At 74.5% G+C, this 11,240-nt stretch carries 11 protein-coding genes; 5 read left to right on the forward strand and 6 right to left on the reverse strand.

Annotated features, from left to right (window positions below; translation table 11 throughout):
* Positions 1 to 1,062: 1,062 nt before the first annotated feature.
* Positions 1,063 to 2,232, reverse strand: coding sequence for a lactate 2-monooxygenase (locus AB0950_RS27325; RefSeq protein ID WP_366779612.1), 1,170 nt, complete (start codon positions 2,230 to 2,232; stop codon positions 1,063 to 1,065).
* Between the two features lie 444 nt (positions 2,233 to 2,676).
* On the opposite strand from AB0950_RS27325, the gene AB0950_RS27330 reads away from it, so the two are divergent.
* Positions 2,677 to 3,111, forward strand: coding sequence for a subtilase-type protease inhibitor (locus tag AB0950_RS27330; RefSeq protein ID WP_360148714.1), 435 nt, complete (start codon positions 2,677 to 2,679; stop codon positions 3,109 to 3,111).
* A gap of 243 nt (positions 3,112 to 3,354) precedes the next feature.
* Here the strand turns inward: AB0950_RS27330 and AB0950_RS27335 are convergent, their stop codons facing one another.
* From AB0950_RS27335 to AB0950_RS27355, 5 genes are all read right to left on the reverse strand, one after another.
* Positions 3,355 to 3,564, reverse strand: coding sequence for a CDGSH iron-sulfur domain-containing protein (locus AB0950_RS27335; RefSeq protein ID WP_360148711.1), 210 nt, complete (start codon positions 3,562 to 3,564; stop codon positions 3,355 to 3,357).
* Complete coding sequence (locus AB0950_RS27340; RefSeq protein ID WP_360148708.1) at positions 3,545 to 4,219, reverse strand: HemK2/MTQ2 family protein methyltransferase; 675 nt, start codon at positions 4,217 to 4,219, stop codon at positions 3,545 to 3,547. Before AB0950_RS27340 ends, AB0950_RS27335 begins: the two co-directional genes overlap by 20 nt.
* Positions 4,220 to 5,233, reverse strand: a complete 1,014-nt coding sequence (locus AB0950_RS27345; RefSeq protein WP_360574521.1) for an iron-containing redox enzyme family protein — start codon at positions 5,231 to 5,233, stop codon at positions 4,220 to 4,222.
* Positions 5,234 to 5,357: 124 nt separating this feature from the next.
* The gene (locus tag AB0950_RS27350; RefSeq protein ID WP_360148702.1) at positions 5,358 to 5,534 is read right to left on the reverse strand and encodes a hypothetical protein; all 177 of its coding nucleotides are present in this window, start codon (positions 5,532 to 5,534) and stop codon (positions 5,358 to 5,360) included.
* A gap of 322 nt (positions 5,535 to 5,856) precedes the next feature.
* Positions 5,857 to 7,368 carry an MFS transporter gene (locus AB0950_RS27355; protein ID WP_360574523.1) on the reverse strand — a complete coding sequence of 504 codons (1,512 nt, stop codon included), beginning with the start codon at positions 7,366 to 7,368 and terminating at the stop codon, positions 5,857 to 5,859.
* Between the two features lie 198 nt (positions 7,369 to 7,566).
* Between AB0950_RS27355 and AB0950_RS27360 the strand changes: the two genes are divergently transcribed.
* From AB0950_RS27360 to AB0950_RS27375, 4 genes are all read left to right on the forward strand, one after another.
* A complete protein-coding gene (locus tag AB0950_RS27360) occupies positions 7,567 to 8,094 on the forward strand; it encodes an SRPBCC family protein (protein WP_360574525.1) in 528 nt (175 codons plus the stop codon).
* Between the two features lie 261 nt (positions 8,095 to 8,355).
* On the forward strand, positions 8,356 to 9,213 hold the full coding sequence (locus tag AB0950_RS27365) for an SDR family NAD(P)-dependent oxidoreductase (RefSeq protein WP_360148693.1): 858 nt from the start codon (positions 8,356 to 8,358) through the stop codon (positions 9,211 to 9,213).
* Between the two features lie 6 nt (positions 9,214 to 9,219).
* Complete coding sequence (locus AB0950_RS27370) at positions 9,220 to 10,131, forward strand: DMT family transporter (protein ID WP_360148689.1); 912 nt, start codon at positions 9,220 to 9,222, stop codon at positions 10,129 to 10,131.
* A gap of 51 nt (positions 10,132 to 10,182) precedes the next feature.
* Positions 10,183 to 10,953: a polysaccharide deacetylase family protein gene (locus AB0950_RS27375; RefSeq protein ID WP_360148686.1), complete on the forward strand. Its 771-nt coding sequence runs from the start codon at positions 10,183 to 10,185 to the stop codon at positions 10,951 to 10,953.
* Positions 10,954 to 11,240: the final 287 nt, after the last annotated feature.

Here is an 11,240-nt window from a genome sequence, read left to right on the forward strand (position 1 = left end):
GCCCTGGCGGTGCCGCGTCCGGCCGCCGGATGGAACTCTGGGCCGCGCTGTGCGGAGCGCCTGGTCGCATCCGGCGGAGTGCTCGGTGGCGTCGCCTGGAGCGCCTGGCGGCATTTGCCTGAGCGCCCTGGCGGTGCCGCGTCCGGCCGCCGGATGGAACTCTGGGCCGCGCTGTGCGGAGCGCCTGGTCGCATCCGGCGGAGTGCTCGGTGGCGTCGCGTGGAGCGCCTGGCGGCATTTGCCTGAGCGCCCTGGCGGTGCCGCGTCCGGCCGCCGGATGGAGCACTGGGCCGTACTGTGCGAAGCGCCCAGCGGCGCCCGTACAGCACCGCCCGCGCTGTGCGGAGCGCCCGGTGGGATCCGGCGGAGTGCTCGGTGGCGTCGCGTGGAGCGCCCGGCGGCATCTGCCCGAGCGCCTGGGGGCACTGTGTCCGGCCGCCGGATGGAGCACTGGGCCGTACTGTGCGAAGCGCCCAGCGGCGCCCGCACAGCACCTCCCGCGCTGTGCGGAGCGCCTGGTGGCATGCGGCGGAGTGCTCGGTGGCGTCGCGTGGAGCGCCCGGCGGCATCTGCCCGAGCGCCCTGGCCGCACTGCGTCCGGCCAACGGATGGAGCGTTGGGCCGCGCTGTGCGGAGCGCCCAGCTGCGCCCGTACAGCGCCCGCCCGCACCGCGCGGAGCGCCCGGTGGCATCCGGCGGAGTGCTCGGGGGCACCGCGTGGAGTGCTCAGCCGCGCCCGTAGAGCACCGCCCGCACCGCGCGGAGCACCCGGTGCCAGTCGGCGAACTGCTCGGTGGCGTCGCGTGGAGCGCCCGGCGGCATCCGCCCGAGCGCCCTGGCGGCACTGCGTCCGGCCGCCGGATGGAGCGCTGCGCCGCACTGCGCGGCGCCCAGCCGCACCCCCTACAGCACCCGCCCGCACCGAGCACCCAACGGGCACCTGGCGGAGCGCCCGACGGCACCCGGCGGCACCCGGCGGAGCGCCCGGCGGCACCCGGCGGAGCGCTCAGCGGCACTCGGTGGAGCCCCCGCGGCAGTCGGCCAAGTGGCCGCCCGGCGTGGTCAGTTCGGGTTCTCCGTCAGGTCCGCCCGCGACAGCGTTCCCGGGCCCGTGTGGCCGGACAGGGCCAGGGTCAGGTCCAGCTCCGCCAGTACGCAGCGGACGACGTGCTCCACGCCGGCCTGGCCGTCCAGTGCGAGGCCGTAGACGTACGGGCGGCCGAGGAGGACTGCCTGTGCGCCGAGGGCCAGGGCCTTGAACACGTCGTCGCCGGTGCGCACCCCGCTGTCGAACAGCACCGTCAGCCGGTCGCCTACGGCGTCGGCGACCCGGGGCAGGGCATCGGCCGCGGCGATCGAGCCCGCCACCTGCCGGCCGCCGTGGTTGGAGACGACCACGCCGTCCACCCCGGCGTCGGCGGCGAGCCGGGCGTCGTCCGGGTGCAGGACGCCCTTGAGCACGATCGGGCCGTCCCAGTGCTCGCGCAGGAACGCCAGGTCCGGCCAGGTGTGCCCGGGATCGCCGAACAGGCCGAGGAAGTGCAGCACCGCCGCGTTGGGATCCTCGTGGACCGGCTTGGCCAGACCCGCCCGGAACGCCGGGTCGGTGAAGTAGTTGGCGGTGCCCACCCCGTGCAGGAACGGCAGGTACGCCTGGTCCAGGTCACGCGGCCGCCACGCCAGCAGCGGGGTGTCCAGGGTGACCACGAGCACCGAGAACCCGGCGGCCTTCGCCCGGCCCAGGAAACTCCGCGTCACCTCACGGTCCTTGCCCCAGTACAGCTGGAACCACCGCTCGGCGTCGCCCATCGCCTCCGCCACCTGCTCCATCGGCGTGCTCGACGCCGACGACAGGATGTACGGCACACCCTGCGCCGCGGCGGCCCGGGCGGCGGCGGACTCGGCGTCCGGATGCATGATCGACAGCACGCCGACCGGCGCCAGGGCCAGCGGCGCCGGCAGCGCCCTGCCGAGCACCTCGACCGACAGATCGCGCTCGGACACGTCACGCAGCATGCGCGGCACGATCCGGCGGCGGGCGAGCGCGGCCCGGTTGGCGCGGGCCGTGCTGCCGTCGCCCGCGCTTCCCGCCACATAGCCCACCGGGCCCGGACCGAGCCGGTGTTCGGCCAGCTCCTCCAGCCGGGTCAGATCGGTGGGCAGCCGCGGCACGGCACCCGTCATCCCGTTCAGATAGATCTCGTACTGGAAATCGGCCCAGTGCTTCGCCATCCGTACGTCCCGCCTCTCCTCGTCGGGCCTGCGCCGCGCCGACCATACCCGCCGGTAGGCGCGGCTCAGCCCCGGGCCCCGTGCCCCCATCCCCGGAGCCGTTCCGGTGACACGTGCGGTCCGGGTCGCGTCTTCATGAACGCCAGGAGTCGTGGAGGCATCGTGAAAGGTTTCAGTGGAAGGGAACCCGGAATGTTTCAGGCCGATTAACGGGCCGGTGATTTTCGGCCATGTGACCGCTTTCCGCGATCAAGACCCGCTCAGTTCCGGGGCCGACGCGTTCGATTTCCGTGACTTCACGCCACTGCTTCAACACGCAATGTTACTGAAACCTATGGGTTCGATGTGTGTTTCGGCGGCGGACTCGGCAGAGTGGCGCTCGCCGCTCCGGCGCCCACCGGGCCGGAGCCGGCACTCATCGATCCGAGCGGAAGGATGCACACAATGCGGAACACCGCGCGCTGGGCAGCGGCCCTCGGCCTCACGGCCGCCGCCGTTTGCGGACCCCTGACCGGGGCCGCCGTCGCTGCACCGGGCGCCGCCCCGTCGTCGCTCTACGCCCCCTCGGCGCTGGTCCTCACCACCGGCCACGGCAGCGACGCGGCCACGGCCACCCCGGAGCGCGCCGTCACCCTGAACTGCGCCCCCACGCCCTCCGGCACCCACCCGGCCGCGGCCCAGGCCTGCGCCGAACTGAGCGGCGCCGGCGGCGACCTGAACGCCCTGAAGCCGGCCGGCGACGTGTGGTGCAACAAGCTGTACGACCCGGTCGTCGTCACCGTCCAGGGCGTCTGGCAGGGCAAACGCGTCTCGTACGAGCGCACCTTCGGCAACGCGTGCGTGCGCGACTCCGTGGGCGGCGGCGTCTTCAACTTCTAGGGAGTCTTCCAGGACCGGGATCGCACGGACCTCGCACACGCCGGAACAGGTCCGCAACCGGGGAGTGCGGCCCCTGGAGCGGGGAACCTGCGATCTCGCACCGGAGCCGACGGGCGGAGTGGGGCCGCCCGCCGGCCTCCGGGCACACAGCCGCTCCCCGGGCGGGCCCGTGGGGGGCCTGTCCCGGGGAGCGGCGTGAAACAACCGGTTGGTGAAACAACCGATTCGTGAAACAAATGGTTTTCAACCGCCGTTCCTGGTTCTGCGCCGGTGACTGGTGTCGCACCACGGATAGCGGCGACTGCGCCCACAGGTGCACAGCGCGACCCGGAAACGGTCCGAGGACACCGTGGTGCCGTCCTCCAACTCGACCTCCACCGGCCCCTCGACCAGCAGGGGCCCCTGCCGCCGGAGGCTGATCCGGCGGGCCTCTTCAGTACGTTCGTTCGGCACGGACGACCACCAACTCCTCCATGCGCGCGGCCGGTTCCAGCAGGCCGCGCCGACGCAGCCAGTCCTCCCGCGAGCGCAGCACCGGACCGAAGGGGATCCGGCGGCGCCGGACCACCGAGGCCTTCAGGCCCGCGGCACGCAGCAGCCGCAGCGTGCGGTCGGGATCGCTGAGCGCGGAGTGCACGATCAGCAGCACGCCTCCCGGGCGCAGCAGCGCGGGCGCGTCCCGGCAGATCCGGTCCAGCAGCAGCCTCCCGTCCCGGCCCGCGTCCCAGGCCCGGGACCGGCCGCGCGGCCCGTGCCGGGCGTCGGGTGCGGGTACGTACGGCGGGTTGGCGAGGATGAGGTCGAAGGTGCGGCCCCGGACCGGCCCGAAGAGGTTGCCGCGCCGGATGCGCACCGGCAGCCGGGACAGCCAGGCGTTCGCCCGCACCGTCCACACCGCGCGCCGGGACACGTCCACCGCGGTCACCTCGGCGCCGTGCCGCGCGGCCTCCAGCGCCAGCGCCCCGCTGCCGGTGCCGACGTCGAGGACCTGGCTGCCGGGCGCCGGGGCCTCCGCGCGGAGGGACTCGGTCAGCAGTTCGGTGTCCTCCTGTGGGGCGTACACGCCCGGAAGGATCAAAGCGATCACGCGGCGCGAGTACCCCGGCATTCAGGATGTATGGGAGGTGTCCGCCGCGAGCGGGGTGCGCAGGGACGAGCGCCCGGCGCGCCAGCCGGCGAGCAGCCGCCGCGCCAGCCGGTCCTCCAGGTACTCGGTCGCGTCGATGCCGAACGCCACGTCCGCCGCCAGTTCCGGTTCCTCGGCGAGCAGCCCGCCGATCACCTCGTGGCGTACGACCTGCTCGTGGACCGCGTCCGCCTCGACATGCTCGTCGTAGAAGAACTCCGCGGCGGGCCCGGCGCCGGTGCGGCGCATGGCCTCGGCGAGCCGGCGGGAACCCGGTGAGGAGGTGATCTCCACCTCCGCGAAGTGGCCGACCAGGGCGCCGCGCAGTTCGCGGTGCAGGCCGAACAGGGACATGAGGTTGACGACGGCCAGCATCTCGGCGGGAGCCGCGTCCAGGTAGCGGCCGTAGGCGGTGTCCAGGCCCAGGTCCGCCATCAGCGCGGCGAACAGGCGCGCGTGCACCCGGTCGGCCCGGCCGCCGCCGAACTCGTCGTACTCCACCGCCGCCATCGCCGCCTTCGCCCGGCCCCACAGCCGGGGCAGCACCCAGGCGTGCGGGTCGGCCTCCTTCAGGTGGTACAGGGAGCGCTGCGCGGCGTACTCGCGCAGCTGCCACAACTCGCCCTCGGCGCACAGGAAATGGGTGACTCCGCTGCCGTCGACCGGTTCGACCAGCAGCGCGCCGAGCGCGTCGTCCAGGCTGTCGTGCCCCGGTGTGTCGCTCCGCAGCGCGGACAGGAAACGGCGCTCCAGCGCGGCCCGGACCCGCAGCAGCTCCGGGTCCCACTCCAGCTCCGGGTCCACGCCGGCGAAGCCGCGGTAGTGCAGTTCGTAGCAGAGGTACAGAGCGAGCTGCGGATCGTCGCCGTAGGGGTCCGCGGCCTCGGCCTCGGCGGGGCGGGGGAGGGGGCCGGTCCCGCGCAGATACGCGGTGACGGCGGCGGACAGGGGGCCTCGGGGCGTGGGCAGCCGGGGGCCGCGTGCGTGGCTGTTCATGGGACCCGGGTACCCGCGCGGCCCCGGTGAGGCACAGGTGGGCTTCAGGGGCCATGGGGGCGGCCCGGGGACAGCGCGGTCGCCGCTGCGTGCGGCAGGCACGGCTGATTCCCCGGCCGTCCCCTCAGTCCTCGCTCGCCTGCTCCTGAGCGTCGGTGTTGGGCGTGATGGCGTCCCCGGCCTTGCCGCCGGTGTCGTCCTCGTCGCGTTGCTCGGCCTCCTCGACCTCCCGGAGGACTTCCTCCAGGGCGGTGTCGAACTGCTCCTTGCGGACCTTCTCGTCGTTTTCCTCACCGGGCATGGCCTGTCCTCCCACCGCCGGTCATCTGATCATCTGAGTTACCCGCCGGCCGGCGTCTCAACCGCTCTGCCAGGGAGTGCGCCGCGGGCACCGGCCCGGCACACCGCCCACCGGCAGCGCGCGTACGCCGTACCAGCCCCGCCTCCTCGTGCCAGCGCACGAACGCCCAGGTCAGCGCCGTAGGCTCCGACGGCGTGGACGAACCGCACCGGCCGGGCGCACCTTCGTGCGCACCCCCACCATGACAGGCCGAGGGGCCGCCGTCTCCCTGCTGACGGCGGCCCCTCGGGCTCGGTGGTGTCCGGCGGTCACCCGGCGGTCGTCACATGTGGACGACGGGTGCGGCTCCCGCGTCCTGCCGGGGCACCCCGCGCCGGTAGAGCAGGAAGGCGAGCACCGCGCCGGCGGCGAAGAAGCCGGCCGACCACCAGAAGGCGGTCGTGTAGCTCTCGATGGTCGCCTGTGCCTGCACCAGCTTGCTGGTGGCGTCCCGGCCGGACAGGTAGTCCGTGGCCGCGCTCGCCGCGAGGGTGTTCAGCAGGGCCGTACCGATCGAGCCGCCCACCTGCTGCATGGCGTTGACGGTGGCCGAGGCCACGCCCGCGTCCTCGGCGGCCACCCCGCCGGTGGCCAGCTGCATGGCCGGCGGCATGACCAGGCCGAGGCCGACCCCGGTCACGATCAGCTGGGGCAGCACCGCGCTCGCGTAGTGGGAGCCCACGCCGATGCCGGTCAGCCAGGCCATGCCGGCCATCGCGACGGCGAAGCCCAGCGGGATGACCGTCTTCGGGCCGAGGCGGGGCACCAGGACCGTGGTGCCGACCTGGGCGGTCACCATCAGCGCGCCCACCATCGGCAGGAAGGCCACGCCGGTCTTCGTGGGGCTGAAGCCGAGGTTGAGCTGGAGGTAGTAGGTCAGGAAGAGAAACACGCCGAACATGCCGGCGCCGGTGATCAGCACCGCGAGGAAGGAGGCGGCGCGGTCGCGGTCGAGCAGGATGCGCAGCGGCAGCAGCGGGTGCGCGGCCCGGGTCTGCCACCAGGCGAAGGCCGCCAGCAGCACGCCGCCCGCGATCAGGAAGCCCCAGGTCAGCGGCGAGCCCCAGTCGTGGGTCTCGGCGTTGGAGAAGCCGTAGACCAGGGAGAACAGTCCGGCGGCGACGAGCACCGTGCCCGGCACGTCCAGCCTGGCGTGCTCCGCGTCCCGGTGGTTGCCCAGCAGGAGCCAGCCGCCCGCGAAGGCGACGACCGCGATGGCCACGTTCACGTACAGCGTCCAGCGCCAGTCGAGCGCGTCGGTCAGCACACCGCCGAGCAGCAGCCCCACGGCACCGCCGGCGCCGGCGATCGCGCCGTACACGCTGAAGGCGCGGGCCCGCTCCCGGGCGTCGGTGAACGTGGTGTTCAGCAGCGACAGCGCGGCGGGCGCGAGCAGCGCGCCGAAGGCGCCCTGCAGGGCGCGGGCGACGACCAGCATGACGAAGCCGTTCGCGGCGCCGCCGAGCGCGGAGGCGGCGGCGAAGCCGACGACGCCGGCGAGGAATGCGGGCTTGCGCCCGAACAGGTCGGCGATCCGGCCGCCGAGCAGCAGCAGGGACGCGAAGGCGAGGGCGTACGCGGTCACGACCCACTGCCGGTTGCCGTCGGAGAACCCGAGGTCGTGCTGGGCGGACGGCAGGGCGATGTTCACGATCGTGGCGTCGAGGACGACCATCAGCTGGGCGATCGCGATGACCGCGAGGATCCACCACCGCTTCGGCGAGGCCGCTCCGGCTCCGTGTTCTACGGCCGCGGCCCCCGCTCGGGAGCTGTCGGACAGGGTCTTCTGGGGCATGCGGAACCACTCCAGGGAAGTCGTTCGGGATGGCAGGGCGAAACAGCCCGTAAACGAAACTGTTTCGTACAGCTAGACCCTACGCGAGGATCAGCGAAACGGCAACGTTTCTTTATTCAGGTGGAATATGGGACCGTGTCCGACCTCCGCGACGTCGGACGACACCCGGCGCCCCCACCACCGAAGGACTGAGGCACCATGCCCGTCGACCTCACCGGCACCTATCTGATCCTCGACGACGGCCGCCCCGCCGTCCGGTTCAGCCGCACCTACGACCACCCGGCGGACCGCGTCTGGCACTTCGTCACCGACTCCGGCGAACTGCGGCGCTGGTTCCCCTTCCGCGCCGAGATGGAGCTGCGCCCCGGCGGGGCCGTCCGCTTCGGCGGCGACCCGGATGCTCCCGAGTCCACCGGCCGGGTGCTCGCCGTCGACCCGCCCCGCCACCTGTCCTTCGCCTGGGGCGGCGACGAACTCCGCTTCGACCTGGAAGCCGTCGGCGAGCGGCGCACCCGGTTCACGTTCACCGACGTCCTCGGCGAGGCGAACACCGCCGCCCGCAACGGCGCCGGCTGGGAGGTGTGCCTGGCCGCCCTCGACGCCAGGGCGCGCGGCGAGCGTTTCGAGGGCGCGCACGCCGGGATGAGCGAGCCCTGGAAGGAGTTCTACGCCGGCTACCTCGAGGCGGGCGTCCCCTCCGGCGCTCCCGTCCCGGGCCTGGACTGACCGGCCGGGCCGGCGCCCAGATCGGTGCCCCGGCGTGCCGCGCGCCCTTCTCCCGGCGAGGGCCCCGGTCTGCGGTCGTACGACGCGCCCTGCGCCCTCGGTCACCCGGCGACCCGGGCCACCTTCAGGTCACCTTCGGCGCGCGTTCGGCGGGGTTCCGCCGTGCGCGGTGTTTCAGTGTGTGGCGCCCTGGATACACCGCGAGGGTTCGGCCCCGGAGCTCGCGAGCCCGTGCAGACACGTCGCAGTGAGGTCGTCACCATGTCCCATGCCCCGCTCCCCGCAGGACCGTCGAACCGCACCGGGCCGGTCGCGACTTCCGTCCCCCGGACGGGAACCGCGCCCGGATCCTCCGCCGGGACCCCGACGGGCCGGAGCGGCACCGCCCTGGTGACGGGCGCCTCCTCGGGCATCGGCGCCGTGATCGCCCGCCGACTGGCCGCCGAGGGAGGCTGGCGGCTGGTGCTGAACGGACGCGACGTCACCCGTCTGGAGCAGGTGGCCGCCCAGATCGACGCCCTGGCCGTACCGGCGGACCTGACCCGGCCGGGCGCGGAGCGGCTGCTGACCGACGCGGTCCTCGACCACGCCGAACGCCTCGACCTGCTGGTGGCGAGCGCCGGCCTGGGCTGGGCCGGCGACTTCGCCGCCATGCCGCACGCCCGCATCGACGAGATCGTCGGCGTCGACCTGCTGGCCACGGTCCACCTCGTGCGCGCCCTGCTGCCGCACATGGTCGCGGCCGGCACGGGGCGCATCGTGCTCATCGGCTCCGTCGCCGGATCCGTCGCCGTGCGCGGCGAGGCCGTGTACTCCGCCGCCAAGGCCGCCCTGGCCGCCTTCGCCGACGCCCTCAGGTACGAGGTGCGCCACACCGGCGTGGGCGTCAGCCTCGTCATCCCCGGCGCGGTCGACACGCCCTTCTTCGCGCGGCGCGGCGCCCCCTACACCAGGAGCTGGCCGCGGCCGGTGCCGCCCGAGCGGGTGGCGGACGCGGTCTGCGCCGCCGTCCGGCAGGGCAAGGACGAGGTGTACGTCCCCGGCTGGCTGCGGTACCCCGCCCTGGTGCGCGGCGCCGCGCCCGGGCTGTACCGGCGGCTCGCCGCCCGCTTCGGGTGAGCGGCCGTGACCGGCGTCACGGTGCTGCTCGCGCTCCTCGCGGCGCTCTCCAACGCCGCCGCCTCGGTGCTCCAGCGCCGGGCCGCCGTGCAGGAGGACGAGGAGTGCGGCAGGGCGCGGGCCGCCCTGCGCCGGCTCACCCATCTGCTGCGGCGCCCGAACTGGCTGGCCGGCAGCGGGCTGCTGGCGCTGTCCAGCCTGCTGCAGGCCGCGGCACTGGCCACGGGCAGCCTGTCCCTCGTCCAGCCCCTGCTCGCCGCCGAGCTGCTGTTCACGCTGATCGTGGGCAGCATCGCCTTCCGGCGCACCCCCGACCGGCGGACCTGGCTGGCGTTCGTCGCCCTCGCCGTCGGACTGGCCTTCTTCCTCGTGGCGGCGTCGCCGTCCGCAGGGCGGCCCACGGCGTCGCCCCAGGCCTGGCTGGTCGGCGGCACCGCGGCGATCGGTGCGGTGGTGCTGCTGGTGGCGGTGGCCCGTCCGGCCAGGCCCGCCGCGCGGGCCGCGCTGCTCGGCCTCGCCTCGGCCGTGTCCTTCGCGACCACCGCCGCCCTGCTCAAGGAGGCCGTGGGGCGGCTCGGCCAGGGGCCGGAGGCGATGTTCGGCCACTGGTCGCTGTACGCCACCGGCGCCGTCGGGGCCGTCGCCTTCCTGCTGCTGCAGAGCGCGCTCAGCGCCGGTTCCCTGACGGCCTCCCAGCCCGCCCTCACCCTGGGGGACGCGATCACCAGCGTCATCCTCGGCTGGGTGCTGTTCGACGAGGTGATCCAGCTCGGGGCGCGGGTGATCCCAGAGGTGATCGGCATCGCGCTGATCGGGACGGGCAGCCTGGGGCTCGCCCACGCCTCCGCCGAGGGCGGGGAGTGGGACGCGCACGTGCGGGACCGCCCGCCGCGTGACCCGCACCGGGTACATCGTTAGGGCACCACCGTGCGCAGAGGCGACATCCCCGACCAGGAAGGCGGTTCAGCGATGGTTCCGAGGTCCGGCCGTGTCTGGCGGAAGGCGGCCCTGCTGCTGCCGGCCGGGATCGCGGCCGCGCACATCGCACCGGCGGCCACCTGGCTGCCGGGAGTGCGGCTGCTGCTGTGTCCACGGCTCTCCGGTGCCGGCCGGAGCCGGCACATCGCGCTCACCTTCGACGACGGCCCCGACCCCGCCTCGACGCCCCGCTTCCTCGACGCGCTGGACGCACTCGGCGTGCGGGCGACCTTCTTCGTGCTCGGCGAGCACGTCGTACGCCATCCCGGCCTGGTCCGCGAGACCGTGCGGCGCGGACACGAACTCGCCGTGCACGGCTGGACCCACGACCGCCCCTGGCGTCCCGCCCCGGCCCGCGACGCCGAGGAGGTCGCCCGGACCGTCCGCGCGGTGCACGACATCTCCGGCCACCGGCCGCAGTGGTACCGGCCGCCGTACGGCATCCTCACCTCCGGACGCTGGCTCGCGGCCCGGCGGTCCGGGCTGCGGCCGGTGCTGTGGTCGGCGTGGGGCAAGGACTGGACGGCCGACGCCACCCCGGCGTCCGTGCGGGCCCTGGTCGCCGCGGACCTGCGCGACGGCGGCACCGTCCTGCTGCACGACTCGGACCGCGTCGCGGCCCCGGGCTGCTGGCGCTCGACCCTCGGCGCCCTGCCGGCCCTGGTGGAGGGCTGCCGCGAGGCCGGCCTGACGGTGGGCCCCCTGCGCGACCACGAACCGACCGGGCCCACGGCGGCATCCGCTGCCGCGGGCGGCCGGTGAGGGGGTGGTGCGTGTGACGGAGCCACTGGGCAGGGGCTGGCTGGGTTCGTCGTGGGGTCTGCTGTCGCGGCTGGCCGGTGGGGGAGGGGCGGCGGCGCGTGTGACGGAGGCACCGGTCGGGGGTCGGCCGTGTTCGCCGCGGCGTCTGCTGTCGTAGGCGGCGGATGGGGGAGCGGTGGCGGGTGTGATGGAGGTGCTGGGCAGGGGTCGGCCGGGTCCGCCGAGGCGTCCGCTGTCGCGGGCGGCCGGTGGGGGACGGGCAGAGCGTGTCATGGAGGTACTGGGCA

The organism is Streptomyces sp. NPDC007189 (assembly GCF_040703635.1).
Taxonomy (GTDB): domain Bacteria; phylum Actinomycetota; class Actinomycetes; order Streptomycetales; family Streptomycetaceae; genus Streptomyces.

Excerpts from the sequence above, each read along its gene's own strand:
- AB0950_RS27325 (WP_366779612.1), bottom strand. The coding sequence starts at position 2,232 with ATGGCGAAGCACTGGGCCGATTTCCAGTACGAGATCTATCTGAACGGG.
- AB0950_RS27330 (WP_360148714.1), top strand. The coding sequence starts at position 2,677 with ATGCGGAACACCGCGCGCTGGGCAGCGGCCCTCGGCCTCACGGCCGCC.
- AB0950_RS27340 (WP_360148708.1), bottom strand. The coding sequence starts at position 4,219 with ATGCCGGGGTACTCGCGCCGCGTGATCGCTTTGATCCTTCCGGGCGTG.
- AB0950_RS27345 (WP_360574521.1), bottom strand. The coding sequence starts at position 5,233 with ATGAACAGCCACGCACGCGGCCCCCGGCTGCCCACGCCCCGAGGCCCC.
- AB0950_RS27350 (WP_360148702.1), bottom strand. The coding sequence starts at position 5,534 with ATGCCCGGTGAGGAAAACGACGAGAAGGTCCGCAAGGAGCAGTTCGAC.
- AB0950_RS27355 (WP_360574523.1), bottom strand. The coding sequence starts at position 7,368 with ATGCCCCAGAAGACCCTGTCCGACAGCTCCCGAGCGGGGGCCGCGGCC.
- AB0950_RS27360 (WP_360574525.1), top strand. The coding sequence starts at position 7,567 with ATGCCCGTCGACCTCACCGGCACCTATCTGATCCTCGACGACGGCCGC.
- AB0950_RS27365 (WP_360148693.1), top strand. The coding sequence starts at position 8,356 with ATGTCCCATGCCCCGCTCCCCGCAGGACCGTCGAACCGCACCGGGCCG.
- AB0950_RS27375 (WP_360148686.1), top strand. The coding sequence starts at position 10,183 with ATGGTTCCGAGGTCCGGCCGTGTCTGGCGGAAGGCGGCCCTGCTGCTG.